Here is a 19815-nt window from a genome sequence, read left to right on the forward strand (position 1 = left end):
GCGGTCGCACGGCGACACGGCGACACGGCGGCATCGGCGGCATCGGCGGCACGACAGCATGGAGCGCGACACGGCAGTATCGGGCGACAACGGGAGGCGCGACTTGGCTTTGGTCGAGGGGATCCCCGGCGAGTTCGGCCCGCAGCCATGGGGTGAGGCGATCCTGCGGAACTGCGGAGTGCTGCTGCTCAAGATCACCCGCCGCCCGCCCGACCACGAGGTACGCCTGCCAGGTCTCGCGACCACCCCGCGGCACGTCGTCGAGGAGCAGACCGGCAAGGCCCTCACCTGGCGCCGCGACGGCGACGACCTCGTGGTGCGGCTGCCGAGCGGGCAGCTGCCGGCGCTGACCGTCGTCAAGGTCGCGCTGCAGGGCAAGCTCAGGATCGTCCCGCCGGACACGACCACGGCCAACGCCGACGGCGTCTGGGACCTCACTCCGGCGACGCTGTCGAGAGCGACCTTCCACCTGGTCGCCCGCCGTACGGCGGATGTGGGCGTCCGGCTGATCGGCCCGGCCGAGGCCGGGATGCGACTGATCGAGGGACTCGCGCCCGGCAGCGAGTTCCAGGTGCAGGTCGGAGGACGCGCGTACGGCGTACCGGTGGCCGAGGTGGTCGGCCAGGTCATCGGGCCCTTCCCGGTCCGGGCCGGACAGGTCGTGCGGCTGTCGGTGGCCGGGCTGGTGGTGACGCGCGCACTGGTCGCGCCGATCGGGACGGTGCTCGCTTCGGTGCACGCGAGGCACGGCGGGCTCGAAGTCCAGGTGACGAACTTCGGCCGTACGGCGGCTCGTGGATCGGTGCGGGTCCCGGTGCCGGCGGGTTGGCACGGCGCTGTGGACGAGTGGGAGTTCGAGGGTCTCGCGCCCGGCGCGACCATCGGCCGCAAGCTTCAGCTGCAACGCGAGGAAGGCGCCGCGCAGCTGACCGTCCAGCTGGACGCCGGACGCCGCTCGGCCTCGCTGCCCTGGTGACGACTACTTGAGCAGCTTGGACAGACGGCGGTCGGCCAGCGGCTTGCCGCCGGTCTGACAGGTCGCGCAGTACTGCAGGGAGGAGTCGGCGAAGCTGACCTCGCGGACGATGTCACCGCAGACCGGGCACTTCTCGCCCTTGCGGCCGTGCACGCGCATGCCGCTGCGCTTCTCGGACTTGAGGTCCTGCGCGGCCAGGCCCTTCGAGCGCTCGACCGCGTCGCGCAGCGTCTCCTGCATCGCGATGTAGAGCTCCTGCAGCTCGTCGTCGGTCAGGTTCGACGCCGGCTTGAACGGGCTCATCTTCGCCACGTGCAGGATCTCGTCGGAGTAGGCGTTGCCGATCCCGGCGATCACCGACTGGTTGCGCAGGACGCCCTTCAGCTGGACCCGGCCGGCCTCGTGCATGATCTCGGCGAAGCCCTCGGGCGAGAGCAGGAACGGGTCGGGACCGAGCTTGGCGATGCCCGGGACCTCGTTGATGTTCCGCACGACGTACACGGCGAGCTTCTTCTGCGTGCCGGCCTCGGTCAGGTCGAAGCCGGACTCGTCGTCCAGGATCAGCCGCAGGGCGATCGGGCCCTTGCCCGGCCGCACCAGCGCCGTCGATTGCTGCTCGCGCCAGCGCAGCCAGCCGGCCCGGGCCAGGTGGATCACCAGGTGCACGCCGGAAGCCTCGATGTCGAGGAACTTGCCGTGCCGGCTGACGTCGTCGATCAGCAGCCCGGTCAGGGCGGAGATCGGCGGGTCGTAGGTCTTCAGCGCGCTGATCGCGGTGATGTCGGCACGCACGATCGCCCGTCCGACGGCTCGCTCCCGCAGGAACCCCGCCAACGATTCGACTTCCGGCAACTCGGGCACCCCACCAGTGTGCCGTACCGCACCGACAGTTCCCAGACTCGCCAGTAGGGGTTTCAGGTGGTCGGCGGGCGGAAACCCGGGGGTCGCTCAGGCGGATTCCCTAGCCGGTTTCTTGGGGTGAACCGCTACCTTCGAGGCAAGACGAGAAGGAGGCCCCCGATGGGTTTCGTGAAGACACTGCTCAAGGGCGCTGTGGTCGCCAAGCTGGCCCAGGTCGCGCAGCGCGAGCTGAGCAAGCCGGAGAACCAGCGCAAGGCCAAGGAGATGTTCCAGAAGGTCCAGCAGCGCCGCAACGCGCACTGAGCCCTACCGACTCCGCCCGGCCCGGCGAGCAGGGACGACCCTCGCCGGGTCCGAGGCGTGCGCCGGTACGGCGTACCGGCTCACGTCAGAGCTTGACGGCCTGCAGCGTGTAGGTGCAGGGCAGGCGCTCGGGCCGGTCGGTCAGGCGCCACTCGTTGAAGTCGGGGTCCTTGGTCATCTTGCCGGGCAGCGGGACCCAGGGAGCGCTGTCGTGCTCCTCGAACGCCGTCAGCTGCAGGCCGTGCTCGATGAGCGCAGTGATGATCTCGCCGAGCCCGTGGTTCCACTCGTGCGTCACGGTGTGCTCGAACTGCACGTCGGTCTCGACGTACGTCCCGCCCTCGTCCCAGACCATCGGTTCCTGGGTCTCGAAGTACGGGTAGCCGACCTCGAGCTTGTCGGTCGCCTCGTCGAGCGCCCAGAGCATCGGGTGTCCCTCGCGGATGAACAGCCGTCCGCCCGGCTTCAGCAGTCCGCTCACCGTCGCCGCCCAGCGATCGATGCTCGGCAACCAGCCGATCGCGCCGATCCCGGTGAAGACCAGGTCGTACGACGCCGCACCCAGCACGTCGACCGCGTCGTACACATCGGCCTGGTGGAAGTCGACCTCCAGCCCGAGCTTGTCCGCGAACGACTGCGCCTGCTCCACCGCCGGACCGGAGAAGTCGAGCCCGCTCATCTGTGCGCCCAGCCGGGCCAATGACACCGTGTCGGTGCCGATGTGGCACTGCAGGTGGACGCCGCGCAAGCCGCTGACGTCACCCAGCCGCGGCAGGTCGAACCGCACCACGTCGGAGATGTACGACGGATCGCGCTCGAACTCCGCCAGCTTGTAGTCCGGCGACGCCGCATGAGCCGCGACCCGCTCGTCCCAGCTCTCGCGATTGACCACCCGGTAGTCGTCCATGCGAGTGAGGGTGACACACAAGCTGCCGTGCCCGCTCCACGTTTTCGACCCGGCTCCGGATGACCCCCCGGCGACGAAGTCGACGCCGAAAGCACAAGAAACCGCCCGAACCAGCAGGGCTGGGTCGGGCGGCGGTTGGACCGGACGGATCAGCTTCAGGCTGCGTGCCGGCCGTGGGGGGCGTGGAAGCGAGCGCGGCGGATGTGGACGACCGTGCTCGGGGTCGAGGCGGGCTTGTGGGTGAAGGGCTTGGCGCTGCCGCCGAGGGCGAGCAGGTCGAGCTTGGTCCTGGCGATGTCGCGGTCGCCGCTCGGGCCGGCCGGGAAGCCGGTGGAGTGGCGGCGGTTGCTGAGCTCGAGCGCGGCGACGATGGCCAGTGCGAGGACTGAGAGAACTACGATTCCGGTCATGGCAGTAATCATTCTACCGTCCACATCCCGCCACAATTGGCACTACTGACCACCTTCGGCAAATTTCTGCCATACTGGTCCGCATGTTGCGCAAGATCGCCGTGGTGCTGATGGAGGACGTCGCGGTCTTCGAGTTCGGCGTGCTCTCGGAGGTCTTCGGGATCGACCGGACCGACGACGGCGTGCCCGCGTTCGACTTCAAGGTCTGCTCGACCCGCCCGGGCGAGCCGCTGCGGACCAGCAGCCACTCGGCCGTCATCGCGCCGTACGGGCTGGACGAGCTTGAGGACGCCGACCTGGTCGCGCTGCCCGCGACCACCTGGCGGGAGGCGTACGACGAACGCATCCTGAGCGCCCTGCGCAAGGCCGAGGCCCGCGGCGCGATCCTGCTGACGGTCTGCTCGGGCGCGTTCGTGCTCGGCGCGGCCGGGCTGCTCGACGGCCGCAACTGCGCCACCCACTGGCGGTACGCCGACCTCTTCCGCGAGCGCTACCCGCGTGCCCGGCTCGACCCGGACGTCCTGTTCGTCGACGACGGCAACATCATCACCAGCGCCGGTACGGCGGCCGGCATCGACGCCTGCCTGCACCTGGTCCGCCGCGAGCTCGGCAGCGCGGTCGCGACCCGGATCGCCCGCCGGATGGTCGTCCCGCCGCAGCGCGACGGCGGCCAGCGCCAGTACGTCGAGGTTCCCGTGCCGGAGTCGTCGGGCGAGAGCCTGCAGCCGGTCCTGGACTGGATGGTCGCCAACCTGACCATCGAGCACACCGTGCCCGACCTGGCCCGCCGCGCACAGATGTCGGAGCGCACCTTCGCCCGCCGCTTCGTCGCCGAGACCGGGACGACCCCGCTCAAGTGGGTCACTACGCAGCGCGTCCTGCACGCCCGGACGCTGCTGGAGCAGACGACGCTGGGCATCGAGCAGATCGCCGCCGAGGCCGGCTTCGGCACCGCGGCGCTGCTGCGCCACCACTTCCGCCGCGTCGTCGGCGTCCCGCCGCAGAACTACCGCCGGACCTTCCAGACCGCCTGACGGCACGGCCGCGTGACCCTTCGCACACAAGGTGGGATCGGCCGATCGCGTCTGCCTAGGATCACCAACGCGTGACAGGGGGAGTCGGTCGAGATGTCTGTGAGTCGTGAATTTTGCCACCGCCCTCTCCCCAGGTGGGTGCTCCGCGCCGCCTGAGCTGGGACGTAGTCCGCGTCGTTGCCGTCTTCGCAGTGGTCGTGAACCACGCCGCCTTCGAAGGGCCGGTGCTGCACCCCGAGCTGGGTGAACCGCTCGGCCGGCACCCGTTCCAGGTCGGCGCGAGTGTGCTGCTGGTGATCAGCGCGTACTTCGTCTGCGTGACGATCCGCAAAGGCCCGACGCTGCCGTGGTTGTGGAAGCGGGTCTGCCGGATCCTGCCGCCCTACCTGGCCGCCGTGCTCGCGACGTACAGCCTGCTGGTGCTCTTCGGCCCGGACAACTGGATCCTTCCGACCCCACGGGACCTGTGGGGCAACCTGACACTGATCGCGTCGCTGGATCCGACCGTCAAGCTGATCGACGGCTCGTACTGGACGCTGCCGCTGCAGCTGATGGCGTTCGTCGCCGCCGCTCTGCTCTGGCCGCGCGGGATGGGGTCGCCGTCGCGGATCACCGTGCTGTTGTGGGTGATGACGGTCGCGCCGGTGATCCTGCAGTGGCACGACCGGATCCTGCGCAGCCCGCTGGTGGTGCAGCAGGTCTGGAACGGTTTCGGCTTCCACCGGTTGCAGCTGTTCGCGATCGGGATCGCGCTGTGGCTGTGGTCGCAGCGCCGGATCAGCACCGTGCACCTCAGTGCGCTGCTCGTCGCCGCGGTGTACGCGCAGTACGCGCACACCGCGGACCTGCCGTCGTCACTCGGTATCGGCGCGCTGCTGGTCCTGGTCGCGTTCGCCGCGCGCGGTCCGGACTGGACGGTCTTCGCTCCGGTCCGGCGACCGGTCCAGTTCCTGGCCAAGGTGTCGTTCGGGATCTACCTGCTCAACCAGGAGCTCGGCTACCTGATCGCCTACCACCTGATGGCGCTCGGTCTCGGCCGACCGGTCCAGGTCGCCGGAGCGATCGCCGGCGTCGTCATCCTCGCCTGGCTGCTCACCAAGTACGTCGAGGAGCCAGCCTTCCGCGTACTGAAGGGGGCTCGCCTGGGACGAGCCCCCTTCGGTGTCAGACCGAGCGCTGGTACGTACGGAAAGCCCGGGTAGACCAGTAGGCGACGACCAGCGTGAACGCCAGCAGGTACAGGCCGTGGCGGCCGGCCGACGCCCAGTCCGGGTCGGCGGACAAGGCCTCGCGGGCGGCGACGGTGGCCCAGTCGACCGGGTTGAAGCGGGCGGCGACCTCGACCCAGTGCGGGGCGAGTTTCGGGTCGATCATGATCGACGACATGAACGTCAGCGGCAGCGAGACGAACTGGGAGATGCCGATCAGCGCCTCCTGCTGACGGGTGAGCAGCGCGACCGCGTTCGACAGCGACCCGAACGCCGTGCCGATCAGCACCGACGCCGCGACCGTGACGAGGAACCCGACCACGCCGCCGTCGTACCGGGCGCCGGCGGCCAGGCCGATGCCGAAGACGAGCAGCGCCTGGATCGCCGTACTGGTGGCGTTGCTGATCAGCTGCCCGGCCATCAGCGCGCCGCGGCGCACCGGCGACGCGAGCATCCGGTCCATCACGCCGCGCTCCATGTCGGTGATGAACGTGGTGCCGTTCCAGCCGCTCGACATCAGCGCGGTCATCATCACGATGCCCGGGGTGAGGAACGCGATGTACGACGTGGTGCCGAAGCCCGGCAGCTCGACGATGCCTTTGAACAGCTGCCCGAACAGCAGCAGCCAGATCGCCGGCTGGACCAGCGTGAACGCGATCAGCGCGGGCGAGCGGAACTGCGCCCGCAGCCACCGCGACGTGATCAACCCGGTGTGGGCGAGAACTGGGGTGCTCATCACGCCACCTGCTCTTCCGCTGCCTGGAACGACCGGCCGGTGTAGCTCAGGTACACGTCGTCCAGCGACGGCCGCGACACCGTCACCGCGCCGACCGGAATCGCCTTCTCCTCAAGGGCTCCCAGCACGGCCGGTACGGCGGTCGCGCCGCGGTCCACCCGCGCCCGCAACATGTTGCCCTCAACAACGATCTCGCCGATGCCCGGCAGACCGGCCAGCAAGGTCCGGACCGAGCCGTCGACATCCGCGTCGACCAGCTCCACCTGCACGGTGTCGCCGCGCAGTTCCGCCTTCAGGCCCTCGGGGGTGCCCTCGGCAACGATCTTGCCGTGATCGACGATCGCCAACTGGTCCGCGAGCCGGTCGGCCTCTTCCAGGTAGTGCGTCGTGAGCAGCACGGTGAGCCCTTCGTCGCCGGCGAGCAGGCGCACCTCGGCCCACAGGTCGGCCCGGGCCTCCGGATCGAGGCCGGTGGTCGGCTCGTCCAGGAACAGCACCTTCGGGCGGTGCACGAGCCCGAGCGCGACGTCGAGCCGACGCTGCTGGCCGCCGGAGTACGTCTTGACCTGCCGAAGGGCCTGCTCGGTCAGGCTGAACCGCTCGAGCAGATCCCGGGCGCGTGACGTCGCCGTGGACCGGGACAGCCCGTGGATGCGGCCGCTGAGCACGAGATTCTCCAGACCGGTGGCCATCGGGTCGGAGCTCGCCTTCTGCGGGACGTAGCCGATCACGTGCCGGACCTCGTCCTGCTCGCGGTTGACGTCGTACCCGGCGACGAGCGCCGTGCCGGAGTCCGCGCGGGACAACGTGGTGAGGATCTTGACGGTGGTGGACTTGCCGGCGCCGTTCGGTCCGAGCAGACCGAGCACGACGCCTTCCGGCACCGAGAACGTGAGTCCGTCGAGGGCCCGGACCCCCGGGCCGCGGCGGGCTCCGGGATAGGTCTTGACCAGGTCGACGGCCGTCAGGGCATGACTGACCATGGTGACTCCTTTGATGGGGTGAAGGAGCCGGGCCGTCTATCCTGATGCTGCGCCTTGGGTCATCAGGTCCTTCGGGACCGGCTCGAGGAACTGACGGCCCTCGACCCAGGTGTTGCCGCACCTCGGGCCGGGGGCCGTTTCTCACTGTGCGTCCGGTGGGACCTCCCGCAACCAGGGGAAGTCGACACCGAAGTACTTGACCGGGTCCTTGAGCAGGTCGCCCGGCTGGACGCCGAGCTCGGCGACCAGGTCGTGGGTACGGCGCCAGAACTCGGTGCCCTCCAGGTCGTCGGTCCGGATCCGCTCGGCGAGCCGGCGCGCGAACGCGATCTCGGTCCGCAGCAGCTCGACCCGGAACTCCGACTCGATCCAGAAGATCTCCGGGAGCCCTTTCGAGCGCATCACGTCGTGCATGCGCTCCAGCCCCGCGGCTTCCTCCTCCAGTACGGCGGCCCGCTGCTCGAGCAGGTCCGCGACCCGGTCCGGCGCGAACGCCGGCAGGTAGGCGAGCCCCGCCTCGAGCTGCCGGAAGTCCTTCTCCGGCGTCCCGAGCAACTCCTCGAGCCAGCCGTCGAACTCCGCCCGGCCGGCGTCGGTGATCGCGTAGATCGTCCGCTCCGGACGGTTGCCCTCACGGACGGTCTCGACGGCCTCGACGAAACCGGCCTTCTCCAGCGCGGTGACGACCGAGTAGAGCGAGCCGTAGTTGAGCTTGATGCTCCCGTCCTTGCCGCGGGCCTTGAGCATCGTCGAGATCTCGTACGGGTGCATCGGCCGCTCGCCGAGACTGCCGAGCACGGCGAACGCCAACGGGTTGCTCACCTTGCGCCGGACCATCACCCCTCCTCGATCTCGATTACTTGAGATCGAGTATTCGCTGACGGGTACCCGATGTCAAGTAATCGAGCCGCGGCCGACGGCCGGTTGCCTTAGGTTGGTGTCGAATCCGTGCTCAGCCGTTCGTCAGACCGGGTAACGACGACAGGAAGGGTTCGCTGATGAGTGCCATCGTGACCGAGATCGAGGTCGACGCCCCGCAGGCCGAGGTCTTCGAGTACGTGATCGACCCGACGCACTTCCCGCAGTGGCAGGCCGGCGTGACCGGCGGCGGGCTGGACCACGACGGTCCGCCGACGGTCGGATCCGTGTGTCGCACCACGCGGCAGATCGGCGGCCGTGAGCGGTCGGTGACGTCGACGATCGTCAAGTACGCGCCACCGAACGCGTGGGCGGTGCGCGGCGACGACGGGCCGATCCGGGCGTTGATCGACGTCGCGGTCGAGCCTGTCGCCGGCACCAGCCGGAGCCGGGTCAGGATCGCAGTCGACTTCACCGGTCACGGGATCGGCAAGCTGCTCGTACCGCTGGTCGTCAGACCCCAGGCCCGCAAGGAGATGCCGGCCAACCTGGCCAGGCTGAAGGAGCGGCTCGAAAGCCGGAACTGAGGCTCAGGCCTTGAGCTCGGCGGCGTACCAGGGCTTGATGATCTCGTCGATGATCGCGAGGCGCTCGTCGAAGGGGATGAAGGCGGACTTCATCGCGTTGATCGCGAACCAGCGGAAGTCGGCCAGGCCGTAGTCGAAGGCCTCGGCGAGCAGGGCCAGCTCGCGGCTCATCGACGTACCGCTCATCAGGCGGTTGTCGGTGTTGACCGTGACGCGGAAGCGGAGCTTGGTGAGCAGACCGATCGGGTGGTCGGCGAGGGAGGTGGCCGCGCCGGTCTGCAGGTTGCTGCTCGGGCACATCTCCAGCGGGATCCTGCGGTCCCGGACGTACGCCGCCAGCCGGCCGAGCTCGACGCTGCCGTCGGCGTTCTCGGTGACGTCGTCGATGATCCGTACGCCGTGACCGAGACGGTCGGCGCCGCACCACTGGATCGCCTGCCAGATCGACGGCAGGCCGAAGGCCTCGCCGGCGTGGATGGTGAAGTGCGCGTTCTCGCGCTGCAGGTACTCGAACGCGTCCAGGTGCCGGGTGGGCGGGTAGCCGGCCTCGGCGCCCGCGATGTCGAAACCGACGACGCCGGCGTCGCGGTAGGCGACCGACAGCTCGGCGATCTCCATCGAGCGGGCCTGGTGCCGCATCGCGGTCAGCAGCTGACGGGCCACGATCGGGCGCTCGGCGTTCGCCATGCCGTGCTCGAAGCCTTCGCGGACCGCGTCGACGACCTGCTCCAGGCTGAGCCCGGCGGTCAGGTGCTGCTCGGGCGCGTACCGGATCTCGGCGTACACGACCCCGTCCGCGGCCAGGTCCTGCACGCACTCGCTGGCGACCCGGGTGATCGCGGCGGCGTTCTGCATCACCGCGACGGTGTGGTCGAAGGTCTCCAGGTACCGCTCGAGCGACCCGGAGTCGGCCGACTCGACGAACCACTGGCCGAGCTCAGCGGGATCCGTCCGCGGCAGCCGGTGCCCGATCTCCTGAGCCAGCTCGACGATCGTCGCGGGCCGCAGACCGCCGTCCAGGTGATCGTGCAGCAGCACCTTCGGCGCCGCGGTCAACTGCTCGGGAGTGATCATCAGCCCATCTTGGCATCCCGCGTGATCTTGAAGACCGGTACGCCGGGCGCGACCTGCAGCAGCGTTTCCAGCGAGGAGTTCTTGTCCACGTCGCCCTCGAAGAACGCGCCGACCTCCCAGGCCCACTTCTTCAGGTACAGCCGGAGCACCTCGGGCTTGTCGGCGTCCGCCAGCTCGACGGCGCGGAACACCTCGGTCTTGCGGCCGAGCCGGAGGTGGGCCTCGCCGGAGGCGCGCAGGTTCTTCACCCACTGCACGTGACCGCGCGGGGCGACCAGGTACGGCTGGCCGTCGAGCGTCATCAGGTTGACCGGCGTACTGCGCCACTCGCCGGACTTGCGGCCCTTGACCGAGAGGACCCGGCTGCCCATCAGGCTGATCCCGGCCTTGGTCAGCGCGGCGACGGCCTTGTTGAAGACCAGCATGCTGCTCTGGCCGGAGGTGATGACGCGGTTCTTGTCGTACGTCTGCTTCATGGCGGATGGGCCTTTCGTTTTCGAGAGCGGTGCTCTCTGTTGTGACCAGTGAACACGGGGCGGGTGATCCTTGTCAAGAGCACCGCTCTCGCTTTAGTGCACTGATCGTGGCAGACTGCGGGGCATGAACGCCGGACGAACCGCACGGGACCGAGCCCGGGCCGAGCTGACCCAGGAGATCAAGGACACCGCGCGCCGCCAGCTCGCCACCGACGGCGCCGAGCGGCTCTCGCTGCGCGCGGTCTCGCGCGAGCTGGGCATGGTGTCGTCCGCGCTGTACCGGTACTTCCCGAGCCGGGACGACCTGCTGACCGCGCTGATCATCGACGCGTACGACGCGCTGGGCGCGGCGGTGGAGAAGGCGGCGGCGGGGGTGCTGGGCGCCGCGAAGGAGGAGCCGGCCGCCGGCCCGCTGGACTCCGCGAAGGAGCAGTCGGCGGCCGCGCCGCGGGAGGCCTGGCTCGCGGCCTGCCGGGCGGTGCGGGCGTGGGCGCGGAAGCATCCGCACGAGTACGCGCTGATCTACGGCTCGCCCGTGCCCGGGTACAGCGCGCCGCAGAGCACGGTCCAGCCCGCGTCGCGGGTGGCGGTCTGCCTGCTCGGAGTTCTCCAGCGCGCGGCAGAGGCCGGCGTACTGGCGGTGCCTGAAGACGCGGCCGAGCCCTCAGAAACGCTGGTGGGCCAGCTGCAGCCGCTCGAGGAGATCGCGCCCGGCGTACCGCGGGCCGTGCTGCTGCGGACCGGGATGATCTGGGCCCAGTTGTTCGGGCTGGTGAGCTTCGAGCTGTTCGGGCAGTTCGTCGGGACCTTCGATCCCGCGGACGAGCTGTTCGAGGCGGCGATCGCTTCGCACGCCGACTTCCTCGGCCTAGGCGAACGCGTCGGGCAGCGGTAGTTCGAGGGCTCGCTGGACCCGGCGGACGTACTCGTCGCGCGGGATCTCGACCGCGCCGAGCGTGGCCAGGTGGTCGGTGACCCACTGGATGTCGAGCACGCGTTCGGCGGCGTACTTGTCGTCGAGCAGCTCGACGAGCCCCGCGACCGCGGCCTTCGAGCCGTCGGTCTTGTGGTGGAACATCGACTCCCCGGCGAACAGCCCGCCGATCGCCACGCCGTACAGGCCGCCGGCCAACTCGTCGCCGTCCCAGGCCTCGACCGAGTGCACCCAGCCCATCCGGTGCAGCCGCGTGTACGACGCGATGATGTCCGCGTCGATCCACGACCCCGGGCGTCTCGGGTCGGCGCAGGCGCGGATCACCTCGTCGAAGGCGGTGTTGACCCGGATCTCGAACCGCTGCCGCGCCCGCCGGAGCGACCGCGAAGGGCTGAACCCGGCGACCTCGATCACGCCACGCTCGAGCGGCGACCACCACAGCAGCGGCCCGTGGCTGTCCGGCATCGGGAACAGCCCACGCCGGTACGCCGCGAGCACGGTCCCCGGCTCGAGATCCGCTCCCGCCGCGACCACGTCCCCACTCCCGGCCACCGCGACCGGCGGGAACTCCCAGACGGAGGCAGGCGGTTCAACAGGCACGCCACCATCCTCGCGCACGCCTCCTGAGCCTGTACGCCGGGCAGGTGATCAGAGAGCGACCCGGAGACCTGGAGTCGCCAGGACGACCGGGCAGCCCGCGACCTGCGACGCCTCGTCGAGCAGGCGCAGATGATCCTGCCAGGAGCGCAGATGGGTCAGGATCAGCAACCTCGCCTCGGACTTGGCCGCCAACCGGCCCGCGTCACCGGCGGTCAGGTGCCCGCGCATCGGTCCGTCCGCGTCGAAGCCCGACGCCTCCGCCAGCAGCACGCCACACCCCTCGGCCAGCTCCTCGATCGCGGCGCACGGCTCGGTGTCGGCCGTGTAGCAGAGCACGTCGTCGATCCGGCTGGCCCAGCACTCGCCGTGCTCGACCCGCGCGAGCCGGACCCGGATCGGGCCCAGCTCGAGCTCACCTGCCGCGGCGTACGTGCTGGTGAAGTCGTCGGGATTGCTGGTCAGGACGTCGTTCATGTCCGACGGCCCGTAGATCGGCAGCGGCCCGCAGTCGGATCCCTCGCGGATCGCCTTGGAGCGGTAGTACGACAGTTGCGTGACGTCCGCCCAGTGGTCGGAGTGCGCGTGGGACAGGATCACCGCGCCGATGTCCTCGGCAGCGGCGTACCGCAGCAGCGGTCCGGCCGCGCCGGCGCCGAGATCGAGGAGCAGGCGGTAGCCGTCCTTCTCCACCAGGTAGCTGGACGCGGCCGAGTCCGGTCCTGGATCAGAGCCTGCGCAGCCGACGACAGTCATCCTCATGGCGGTATCCAACCCGCCGGGCGGGTCGTCGCGCGTCCTCGAGCAGCTGGGTGGCCAGGGCGCGGTCCGGGTTGTTCCGGAGTGGCGTGTGCGGAGTGGGCACGTAGTCTTGAAGGTGCGCCGCCCGCGGAGGCCGGGTGGGTGCGTTGTACCCAAGCCTCGAGGAGAACCGTGGCCGGAGTAGCAAGGTTCGTCGCCAGCAGTCTCGCGCCCGCTGCCCAGCGATTCGCGCCGCAGGCCGCCGCCGGAATCCTCCGGCAGGTCCTGGAGATCGCGATCGACGGGTACCAGCGGTTCCCCGGCGCGGAGAAGATCGCCGACACCAAGCTGGCCCGCTCCGGCGACGACGTCGCGGCCGCGATCGAGGCGGTGATCGACCAGCACATCCGGCTCGCCGGCGTGCAGGGGTTCGTCACGAGCATCGGCGGTCTGGTGACGCTTCCGGTCGCCCTGCCGGCCAACCTGACCGGCCTGGCGATCGTGCAGGCGCGGATGGTCGCCGCGATCGCGCACCTGCGCGGGTACGACCTCGGCGACCCGCGGGTGCGGACCGCGGTGATCATGTGCCTGCTCGGTGAGGACGGGGTGACGGACCGGCTGAAGAAGTCGAGCCTGCCGACGTCACCGCTCGGGATCGCGACAGCGCCGGTGTTCGATCCGGAGCTCGATCGCCTGGTCGCGGGTGAGGTGGTCGCCGAACTGGTCGCACGGATCGGCGGCAAGCGGATGGCGATCACGGTGACGCGGCGCGTCCCGCTGCTCGGCGGCGTGGTCGGTGGCGGGGTCGACGGGTGGTCGACGTACCGGATCGGTCAGTACGCCGACCAGAGCCTGGTCCGCCGGATCCGGCGCCCGATCGAGCCGTAGCCACGCCGTACGCCGGGCAACCGATCCTCTTCTTCTCGGCCGCAGCCCCCACCACCGTCCCCGGTCGCAGCGAAGCCAACTCGCAGGGCCGGTCAGCGCGGCCGCCCTCGAAACTGCGGTGAAACTGTCGGCGGTCGGTGCGACGATCTGCTGGTGAGCAACCGCCGGGCCGAGCTCGGGGAGTTCCTGAAGGCGCGGCGCGCCCAGGTCGCCCCCGGTGCCGTCGGGCTGCCTGCGGGCGGGCGTCGCCGTACGCCCGGCCTGCGTCGCGAGGAGCTCGCCCAGCTGGCCGGCGTCGGCGTCACTTGGTACACGTGGCTCGAGCAGGGCCGACCGATCAACGTGAGCGGCCAGGTCCTCGACGCCGTCGCGACGACGCTCCGCCTGAGCGACGTCGAACGCGAACACCTGTACCGACTGGCGGAAGCGACCCCGGCCCGCCCGCCGCGCGCCGGCGTCTGCGCGAACGAGCTGGTGATGGCCGAGATCGTCACCGCGCTCGACCCGCTGCCCGCGGTGATCACCAACCGGCGCTTCGACATCCTGCAGACCAACGACGCGTTCGCCGACCTGTTCCACGACTGGCACACGCTGCCGTGCGTCCACAAGAACCTCCTCTGGTGCATCGTCACCGAGCCGCTCGCGCGTCAGCAGCTGCTGAACTACGACACCGAGGTCCCGTACCTGGTGGGCCGCCTGCGTTCGGCGTACGGCGAACATCTGGGCGACCGGGTGTGGGAAACCGACATCGACCGCCTGCGGGCGGTGAGCCCCGAGTTCGACGAGCTGTGGGCACGGCACGAGGTCGCCGAGTGCGCGCCCCGGCCGCGGCACGTGGTGCACCCTGTTGCAGGCGAGCTGCGCTTCACGGTCACGGAGCTGGCGGTGCCTGCGCATCCGGATCTGGTGATGTTCGTGGAGACGCCGTCGGACGAGCTCACCCGCACAAGGCTGCCCTTGACCCGCCTGGAGCCTGCCGCCCGGTGAGGGCGGCACCCTACCCACGAGAGGCGCTCGCCCCCCTCCGCCTGAGAGCCAGCCGCCCGGGGAAGGGTGCGGCCGGGGTTGCGGTTGCGGCCTGAGGTGTGGAATCGGGTTGGGGTGTCGGCAGGAGTAGGTGCCGGAAGCTGGTGTTCGCGCCGGCGATTGGAAGTCGGACGTGCGAGTGTGCTGGGGCTTGCCGAGTACGGGCAGGTGAAAGCGCCGGCCACCGACGTGCTGATGGCCGGCGCTGAGCGCTGGGCCGCGCAGGCTGGTTGGAGTCTCGGCGAGGTGTGAGTGGAGTTCCGGCGAGGCGGGTGGGTCAGCCGGCGAGGGCTTGGACTACTCGGCTGGCGGCTGGTTTGCCCAGTTGCTGGGACATCCAGACGCTGGTGGCGACGAGCTTTTCGAGGTCGACGCCGGTTTCGATGCCGAGGCCGTCGAGTTGCCAGACGAGGTCTTCGGTGGCGAGGTTGCCGGTGGCGGATTCGGCGTACGGACACCCGCCGAGTCCGCCCGCCGAGCTGTCGACGACGGTGACGCCTTCGCGCAGTGCGGTGAGGGTGTTGGCGAGCGCTTGGCCGTACGTGTCGTGGAAGTGGACGGCGAGCTGGTCGACGCCGACGCCGGCCTGCTGGAGTCCGCCGATCAGGTCGATCACCTGGCCGGGGGTGGCGACGCCGATGGTGTCGCCGAGGGAGAGTTCGTGGCAGCCGAGGTCGGCGAGACGCTTGGTGACCGCGACGACCTGGTCGACCGGTACGTCGCCCTCCCACGGGTCGCCGTAACACATCGACACGTACCCGCGGACCGCCAGACCGGCCGCGAGCGCGCGCTCGACCGTCGGCGTGAACATCGCGAACTGGTCGTCGAGCGTCGAGTTCAGGTTCTTCTGCGCGAACGTCTCGGTGGCGCTGGCGAAGATCGCGATCTCCTGGACGCCGGCCTCGAGCGCGCGGTCGAGGCCGCGTTCGTTCGGGACCAGAACAGGCGCCCGTACGGCGTCCGGCAGCTCGATCAGCTTCAGCAGCTCGGCCGCGTCCGCGAGCTGTGGAACCCACTTGGGATGCACGAAGCTCGTCGTCTCGATCGTCGTCAGCCCCGCGTCGGCGAGCCGTCGTACGAACTCGGCCTTCACGGCGACGTCGACGATCGCGTCCTCGTTCTGCAGCCCGTCGCGCGGGCCGACCTCGTAGATCGTCACCCGCTCCGGCAGCCCCTCCACCGTCGCCCGCTGCGGCTTCCGCACCCTGACCTCCGTCCCGAGACCGCCGTACGGCGAACCTCTGCGCGACACGTCCCTGGACTCGTCGTCCGATCGATCGTGCCTGTGCCGTTGGACCCGCCGGTGGGCCGGTCCTTGATCCGAGCCGTGGAGGGTTCTCCCCCAGAATGGCTCGTGATGACAACTCTGGCCGACATTCTGCGCGGGATCGAGAACGGGGTGTTTCCGGCCCCCGACCTCACCACGTCCGTCGTACCGGCGCCGTCGTCCCGCGACACCTGCGTGATCGGCCTGACCGGGCACCTGGTCGTCGCCGCGGACGTCCCGCCGGAGTGGATCGCCGAGCACCTCGACCTGACCGACCTCGCCGCACCGCTCAACCCGCCGTTCCTGCACGCCCTCGAACAGTTCACCGGCCGCGAGGTCAACGGCATCGACGCGATGCTGCTCGCGCCGGCGCTCGCCGACGCGGCCGAGTGCGCCGAGCTGGTCGCCGGGCTGACACCGTTCACGGACGAGTCCCACCCGAGGATCCGTCGGGCCCGGCGCTATCGCGACGAGGTACAGGCGTACACGACCTCCACCGGCGGCCTCGTCCTCACCGGCCGCGGTCTCGCCGGGCGGCAGGAAGTCGCCCTGGAGGTCCCCGAAACCTCCCGAGGCCAAGGCATCGGCCGCCACCTGGCCCGAGCCGCCCGCGCTCTCGTCCCGGCGGGCACCCACATCTGGGCCCAGGTGACCCCAGGCAACGCCGCCTCCCTCCGCATGTTCCTCGCCGCCGGCTACGTCCCGGTCGGCTCGGAGGCCCTGCTCGTGCGGTGAGGGCGTACGACGCCGGGCGGAACCTCGTCGATCCGGCGCCAGCCGCGCGTTGTCGTGGACGGCAATCGGCTTGGACCGGGTTGCTGGTACACGACCGGCGCACCGAGCTCCTCAGCCGGGTCAGACCGACGGTGGAGGGCGGTGGTACGTCGGGGTGGTGCCGCTGTAGAGGTCGCCGCGGTAGATGTTGTGGATGATCTCGGATTCGTAGCCGGCCAGTTCGGGCATGCCGAGGGTGCGGGCGATCTCCAGTTCGGCTGCGGCGTCGTACGGGACTCGGACGAACTGGATGGAGAACGGGGCCGGGTCTGGGGTGTCGGGGATGCCTTCGAGGATGACGTAGACGGGGGTGGTGTCGCCGAGGCTGTTGCCGACGCTGCCGGTGTTGAAGAGGGTGCGGTCGAGGTCGACCTCGTAGAACGCGTCGTGGGTGTCGCCGTAGCCGACGACGGTGGGGAGCGGGCCGTCGCCGGTCGCCTCGGTGTTCTCGAACATGCCGAGGAACTCCTTCTCGTCGTGGTCGAACCTGACGCGGTGGTGGACGGTGCCGGCGGAGGCGTGGAACAGGCGGATCTGGCGACCGCTGAGGACGAAGTCGTGGCAGAACGGGAGGGCGCGTAGCCAGGTCCACTGGTCTTCGCGGAGCTCGTTCTTCCACCAGCGCATGGCTTCGTTGTCGTAGGTGCGGTCGGGGTCGGGGAGGAAGTCGTCCCAGTTGCCGAGGATGTTGACCTCGCAGACCTGCTGGCAGAGGTCGACGACGGCCTGGCCGCGCGGTCCTTTGCCGACGTAGTCGCCGAGGTTGAAGATCCGCTGGATGCCGCGCGACCTGATGTCGGCGAGGACGGCCTCCAGGGCGGTGAGGTTGCCGTGGACGTCCGAGATCAGGGCGATGCGTTCCAGAGGCATAAGGCCATCATCTGTGGTGCTTGGGGTCGTGGAGCGAGTGGGTGGCGGGGTGGTCTGCGGGGTGCGGGTGGGCATGGAGCTGGGGGTCAGGGGTTGCTGCCGGTGGGGCCGGCGGGGGTGGGCTCGGGGCTGGAGGGTTTGGTGGGTTGCGGGCGGCGGGAGGTGCTCCAGCCTCGGCCCCCGCCGCCCGTGCCGGAGGTGGGGGTACCGCCGCCTGCTTCGCCGGCGGAGTGGGCGGCTGCGCCGGCGAGGGCACCGCCGGCCTTCTTCGAACCGCTCATTGCCGCGCCACCGGCCGCGAGGCCGACGCCGATGGCGCCGGAGGCCGCGCCCTTCAACGCGCCACCGCCGCCACCGCCGCCTCCGCCGCCACCACCACCGCCGCCTCCTCCGCCACCACCACCGCCTCCACCCACACCGCTGCGGCCGCCGCCGGTGGAGCGGGCGCCCAGGGCGCCTCGGCCGGCGTTGATGGCGCCGGTGGCCAGGCCGCCGGGGTCGGCGAGAGTGGAACCGCTGCCGGCTGCTCCGCCGGCTACGGCCGCGGTGACCGGTACGACGAGGCGAAGCAGCGCGGGCAACGCGAAGACGGCGAGGAGCATCATCATCAGGCCGCCCATGGCGTTGACGAGGGTGTTGCCGTCGGGTTGCCGGATCCCGGTCTGCGTCATCTTGAACGCCGCGGCGTAGACCAAGGCGGCGGCGGGTTTGTAGGCGACGAAGGCGAGCACCCAGCCGCAGTACTTGCGGAACCAGGCCTTGCCGACCTCGGTGTTCGTCGCGGCGGCCGCCAAGGGGAAGGTCCCGGCGAGCAGGACGAGCATGGCCGAGCGGATCAGCAGCAGGATCACCTGGACGACGGACGCCATGAAGACCGCGACCGCGAAGAACATCGTGGCGACGAGTGGGAGGTCGGCCGTTGCCCTGGACAGGCTGATGCCTTGGAACAACGCCTTGCCGAGCGCCTGGTCCGAGGCCGCGTCGAGCTTCGCCTCCTTGATCACGGCCAGCGCGATCCCGTCGGAGATCTCGACCAGGACCTGGATGAACGCCGTACCGGCGCCGGCGACCACGACGAGGGTCAGCGTGGCCTTGAGCAGTTCGCGGAGTGGTTCGGCGCGCTGCTCCCAGGCGGTGCGCATCCCGGCGACGACGACGGCGATCACGAAGACCGTGATCGACAGGGCCATCGTGTGGCTGTGCAGGAGGGCGACCGGGTCGCTGGCGGTCCAGGTGTTGCCGTGCTGGGTGGCGATCGGGTCGGGCTGGACGTCGTCGTTCGTGATCCAGAACGTCGACACCGCGGTCAGGCCGGACTCGGCCAGCTCACCGAGCTTGGTGGCGAGGAGGTCGAACTGGTTGGTCACCATCGAGGCGAAGCCCTCCTTGATGCCGCACGGCACATCCACTGGGCTGCACATCAGAGTCCCTTCCAGGTGACGAAGTCGTCGAGGTCGCGGTGCTGAGAGAACGGGGCGCCGAACTGGTCGCCCGGTTTGGGCGGGACGACTCGCCAGTCGTCGTCGTGCCAGACGAGAGTGAGGTTGGCGCTCATGTACTGCTCCTCGACGGGGAGGGCCAGTACGACGGTGACGCGGTCCTTGGTGGCGTCGAGGATGCGGAAGCCGGCCAGTTGGGCTGCCGCGCCGTTCTCTGACGGGTCTTCGGTTTTGAGCTTGGTGAGGAGGGCGGTGGTGTCGGGGCCGGGGAGCATGAGCTTCTTGGTGGTGGGGATGGCTTGGTGCTGGTCGCCGAGGGCGGCGATCGCGTTGTAGGCGGCGTAGACGGCTCCCGTTGGGGAGTGGGCGAAGCATCTTCTGAAGCCGTCGTTGTCTGTTGTCGTGGGGCCGTAGGTGGTTGAGCGGGGGACCACTACTCGGCGGCTGACTTCCCAGGTCTCTACTGGTGGGGCTTTGGTGGGGATGGTTTGGTCGTCTTCGGGGAGATCGCAGGTTTTGGCTGAGGTTTGCGGCGATGCGGCCGGGGAGGTCGCGGGGGTTGAGGCCGCGGCGGCCGGAGAAACAGTTGGAGGCGAGGTGCCTGGATCCGTGGTGCTCGTGGTGGGTGGCGAGTTCTCGCCGCCGGTGCCGGCGGTCGTCGTACCGGGGGCTCCGGCCGAGGTGTTGCCTGCGTCAGCCGGGCCGGTGAACAGCAGGAGGGTGCCGCAGATGAGGACTGCGCCGATGACTATGGCGGCGGCTACGAAGCCTCGGGTGTAGGGCGTCGGGTCTTCCTGGTCGGTCATCTGGGCCCCCGGTCGGTGTGGCTTTGCTGGTGGATCTAGGCTGGCAAAGATCGGGGAACC

23 protein-coding genes are annotated in these 19815 nt (G+C 70.0%); 9 read left to right on the forward strand and 14 right to left on the reverse strand.

Annotated elements, in window-relative coordinates; genetic code table 11:
• Positions 1-103: 103 nt before the first annotated feature.
• Entirely contained in the window at positions 104-976 is an 873-nt protein-coding gene (locus ABD235_RS23090; protein ID WP_344177381.1) for an NEW3 domain-containing protein, read from the forward strand.
• Positions 977-979: 3 nt separating this feature from the next.
• Here ABD235_RS23090 and ABD235_RS23095 read toward each other — a convergent pair whose 3' ends face one another.
• Positions 980-1837, reverse strand: a complete 858-nt coding sequence (locus ABD235_RS23095; protein ID WP_344177382.1) for an Fpg/Nei family DNA glycosylase — start codon at positions 1835-1837, stop codon at positions 980-982.
• Between the two features lie 159 nt (positions 1838-1996).
• Here ABD235_RS23095 and ABD235_RS23100 point away from each other — a divergent pair, with 159 nt between their 5' ends.
• A complete protein-coding gene (locus tag ABD235_RS23100) occupies positions 1997-2140 on the forward strand; it encodes a hypothetical protein (protein WP_344177384.1) in 144 nt (47 codons plus the stop codon).
• Positions 2141-2225: 85 nt separating this feature from the next.
• On the opposite strand, the gene ABD235_RS23105 is transcribed toward ABD235_RS23100, so the two are convergent.
• The gene (locus ABD235_RS23105; protein ID WP_344177387.1) at positions 2226-3047 is read right to left on the reverse strand and encodes a class I SAM-dependent methyltransferase; all 822 of its coding nucleotides are present in this window, start codon (positions 3045-3047) and stop codon (positions 2226-2228) included.
• 155 nt (positions 3048-3202) lie between these two features.
• Positions 3203-3457, reverse strand: coding sequence for a hypothetical protein (locus tag ABD235_RS23110; RefSeq protein WP_344177389.1), 255 nt, complete (start codon positions 3455-3457; stop codon positions 3203-3205).
• Positions 3458-3540: 83 nt separating this feature from the next.
• On the opposite strand from ABD235_RS23110, the gene ABD235_RS23115 reads away from it, so the two are divergent.
• Entirely contained in the window at positions 3541-4491 is a 951-nt protein-coding gene (locus tag ABD235_RS23115; protein ID WP_344177391.1) for a helix-turn-helix domain-containing protein, read from the forward strand.
• Between the two features lie 134 nt (positions 4492-4625).
• Positions 4626-5693 (forward strand): acyltransferase family protein, encoded by a 1068-nt coding sequence (locus ABD235_RS23120; RefSeq protein ID WP_344177393.1) that lies wholly within the window; start codon positions 4626-4628, stop codon positions 5691-5693.
• Here ABD235_RS23120 and ABD235_RS23125 read toward each other — a convergent pair.
• From ABD235_RS23125 to ABD235_RS23135, 3 genes are all read right to left on the reverse strand, one after another.
• Positions 5656-6435 carry an ABC transporter permease gene (locus ABD235_RS23125; protein ID WP_344177395.1) on the reverse strand — a complete coding sequence of 260 codons (780 nt, stop codon included), beginning with the start codon at positions 6433-6435 and terminating at the stop codon, positions 5656-5658. The genes ABD235_RS23120 and ABD235_RS23125 overlap by 38 nt on opposite strands.
• Complete coding sequence (locus ABD235_RS23130; protein WP_344177398.1) at positions 6435-7418, reverse strand: ATP-binding cassette domain-containing protein; 984 nt, start codon at positions 7416-7418, stop codon at positions 6435-6437. The genes ABD235_RS23125 and ABD235_RS23130 overlap by 1 nt, the downstream gene beginning before the upstream one ends.
• 141 nt (positions 7419-7559) lie before the next feature.
• A complete protein-coding gene (locus tag ABD235_RS23135; protein ID WP_344177401.1) occupies positions 7560-8255 on the reverse strand; it encodes a PadR family transcriptional regulator in 696 nt (231 codons plus the stop codon).
• A gap of 161 nt (positions 8256-8416) precedes the next feature.
• Between ABD235_RS23135 and ABD235_RS23140 the strand changes: the two genes are divergently transcribed.
• On the forward strand, positions 8417-8863 hold the full coding sequence (locus tag ABD235_RS23140) for an SRPBCC family protein (protein WP_344177403.1): 447 nt from the start codon (positions 8417-8419) through the stop codon (positions 8861-8863).
• Between the two features lie 3 nt (positions 8864-8866).
• Here ABD235_RS23140 and ABD235_RS23145 read toward each other — a convergent pair whose 3' ends face one another.
• Together ABD235_RS23145 and ABD235_RS23150 are read right to left on the reverse strand one after the other, a co-directional pair.
• Positions 8867-9937: an adenosine deaminase gene (locus ABD235_RS23145; RefSeq protein WP_344177406.1), complete on the reverse strand. Its 1071-nt coding sequence runs from the start codon at positions 9935-9937 to the stop codon at positions 8867-8869.
• On the reverse strand, positions 9937-10413 hold the full coding sequence (locus ABD235_RS23150) for a nitroreductase family deazaflavin-dependent oxidoreductase (RefSeq protein ID WP_344177408.1): 477 nt from the start codon (positions 10411-10413) through the stop codon (positions 9937-9939). The genes ABD235_RS23145 and ABD235_RS23150 overlap by 1 nt, the downstream gene beginning before the upstream one ends.
• A 124-nt stretch (positions 10414-10537) precedes the next feature.
• Between ABD235_RS23150 and ABD235_RS23155 the strand changes: the two genes are divergently transcribed.
• Entirely contained in the window at positions 10538-11308 is a 771-nt protein-coding gene (locus ABD235_RS23155) for a TetR/AcrR family transcriptional regulator (protein ID WP_344177410.1), read from the forward strand.
• Here ABD235_RS23155 and aat read toward each other — a convergent pair.
• The gene (gene aat / locus ABD235_RS23160; RefSeq protein WP_344177412.1) at positions 11282-11947 is read right to left on the reverse strand and encodes a leucyl/phenylalanyl-tRNA--protein transferase; all 666 of its coding nucleotides are present in this window, start codon (positions 11945-11947) and stop codon (positions 11282-11284) included. The genes ABD235_RS23155 and aat overlap by 27 nt on opposite strands.
• Before the next feature lie 48 nt (positions 11948-11995).
• Complete coding sequence (locus ABD235_RS23165) at positions 11996-12706, reverse strand: MBL fold metallo-hydrolase (RefSeq protein WP_344177414.1); 711 nt, start codon at positions 12704-12706, stop codon at positions 11996-11998.
• Between the two features lie 171 nt (positions 12707-12877).
• Between ABD235_RS23165 and ABD235_RS23170 the strand changes: the two genes are divergently transcribed.
• A complete protein-coding gene (locus tag ABD235_RS23170; protein WP_344177416.1) occupies positions 12878-13573 on the forward strand; it encodes an EcsC family protein in 696 nt (231 codons plus the stop codon).
• Positions 13574-13726: 153 nt separating this feature from the next.
• On the forward strand, positions 13727-14560 hold the full coding sequence (locus tag ABD235_RS23175; protein WP_344177419.1) for a helix-turn-helix transcriptional regulator: 834 nt from the start codon (positions 13727-13729) through the stop codon (positions 14558-14560).
• A 316-nt stretch (positions 14561-14876) separates the two neighbouring features.
• On the opposite strand, the gene ABD235_RS23180 is transcribed toward ABD235_RS23175, so the two are convergent.
• Complete coding sequence (locus ABD235_RS23180; protein WP_344177421.1) at positions 14877-15803, reverse strand: hydroxymethylglutaryl-CoA lyase; 927 nt, start codon at positions 15801-15803, stop codon at positions 14877-14879.
• Positions 15804-15956: 153 nt separating this feature from the next.
• Here ABD235_RS23180 and ABD235_RS23185 point away from each other — a divergent pair, with 153 nt between their 5' ends.
• On the forward strand, positions 15957-16601 hold the full coding sequence (locus ABD235_RS23185) for a GNAT family N-acetyltransferase (protein WP_344177423.1): 645 nt from the start codon (positions 15957-15959) through the stop codon (positions 16599-16601).
• A gap of 120 nt (positions 16602-16721) precedes the next feature.
• Here ABD235_RS23185 and ABD235_RS23190 read toward each other — a convergent pair whose 3' ends face one another.
• The 3 genes from ABD235_RS23190 to ABD235_RS23200 form a co-directional block, all read right to left on the reverse strand.
• Positions 16722-17510, reverse strand: coding sequence for a metallophosphoesterase family protein (locus tag ABD235_RS23190; RefSeq protein ID WP_344177425.1), 789 nt, complete (start codon positions 17508-17510; stop codon positions 16722-16724).
• An 86-nt stretch (positions 17511-17596) separates the two neighbouring features.
• Positions 17597-18931, reverse strand: a complete 1335-nt coding sequence (locus ABD235_RS23195) for a TrbL/VirB6 family protein (RefSeq protein WP_344177426.1) — start codon at positions 18929-18931, stop codon at positions 17597-17599.
• On the reverse strand, positions 18931-19755 hold the full coding sequence (locus tag ABD235_RS23200; protein WP_344177428.1) for a DUF8175 domain-containg protein: 825 nt from the start codon (positions 19753-19755) through the stop codon (positions 18931-18933). The genes ABD235_RS23195 and ABD235_RS23200 overlap by 1 nt, the downstream gene beginning before the upstream one ends.
• Positions 19756-19815: the final 60 nt, after the last annotated feature.

The organism is Kribbella lupini (assembly GCF_039529595.1).
In the GTDB taxonomy this organism is placed as follows: Bacteria; Actinomycetota; Actinomycetes; order Propionibacteriales; family Kribbellaceae; genus Kribbella; species Kribbella lupini.

What these genes read in the sequence shown, in the direction of transcription:
- ABD235_RS23100 (WP_344177384.1), top strand. Translation starts at nt 1,997, where the DNA reads ATGGGTTTCGTGAAGACACTGCTCAAGGGCGCTGTGGTCGCCAAGCTG.
- ABD235_RS23105 (WP_344177387.1), bottom strand. Translation starts at nt 3,047, where the DNA reads ATGGACGACTACCGGGTGGTCAATCGCGAGAGCTGGGACGAGCGGGTC.
- ABD235_RS23110 (WP_344177389.1), bottom strand. Translation starts at nt 3,457, where the DNA reads ATGACCGGAATCGTAGTTCTCTCAGTCCTCGCACTGGCCATCGTCGCC.
- ABD235_RS23115 (WP_344177391.1), top strand. Translation starts at nt 3,541, where the DNA reads ATGTTGCGCAAGATCGCCGTGGTGCTGATGGAGGACGTCGCGGTCTTC.
- ABD235_RS23125 (WP_344177395.1), bottom strand. Translation starts at nt 6,435, where the DNA reads ATGAGCACCCCAGTTCTCGCCCACACCGGGTTGATCACGTCGCGGTGG.
- ABD235_RS23130 (WP_344177398.1), bottom strand. Translation starts at nt 7,418, where the DNA reads ATGGTCAGTCATGCCCTGACGGCCGTCGACCTGGTCAAGACCTATCCC.
- ABD235_RS23135 (WP_344177401.1), bottom strand. Translation starts at nt 8,255, where the DNA reads ATGGTCCGGCGCAAGGTGAGCAACCCGTTGGCGTTCGCCGTGCTCGGC.
- ABD235_RS23140 (WP_344177403.1), top strand. Translation starts at nt 8,417, where the DNA reads ATGAGTGCCATCGTGACCGAGATCGAGGTCGACGCCCCGCAGGCCGAG.
- ABD235_RS23145 (WP_344177406.1), bottom strand. Translation starts at nt 9,937, where the DNA reads ATGATCACTCCCGAGCAGTTGACCGCGGCGCCGAAGGTGCTGCTGCAC.
- ABD235_RS23150 (WP_344177408.1), bottom strand. Translation starts at nt 10,413, where the DNA reads ATGAAGCAGACGTACGACAAGAACCGCGTCATCACCTCCGGCCAGAGC.
- ABD235_RS23155 (WP_344177410.1), top strand. Translation starts at nt 10,538, where the DNA reads ATGAACGCCGGACGAACCGCACGGGACCGAGCCCGGGCCGAGCTGACC.
- ABD235_RS23165 (WP_344177414.1), bottom strand. Translation starts at nt 12,706, where the DNA reads ATGAGGATGACTGTCGTCGGCTGCGCAGGCTCTGATCCAGGACCGGAC.
- ABD235_RS23185 (WP_344177423.1), top strand. Translation starts at nt 15,957, where the DNA reads ATGACAACTCTGGCCGACATTCTGCGCGGGATCGAGAACGGGGTGTTT.
- ABD235_RS23190 (WP_344177425.1), bottom strand. Translation starts at nt 17,510, where the DNA reads ATGCCTCTGGAACGCATCGCCCTGATCTCGGACGTCCACGGCAACCTC.
- ABD235_RS23195 (WP_344177426.1), bottom strand. Translation starts at nt 18,931, where the DNA reads ATGTGCAGCCCAGTGGATGTGCCGTGCGGCATCAAGGAGGGCTTCGCC.
- ABD235_RS23200 (WP_344177428.1), bottom strand. Translation starts at nt 19,755, where the DNA reads ATGACCGACCAGGAAGACCCGACGCCCTACACCCGAGGCTTCGTAGCC.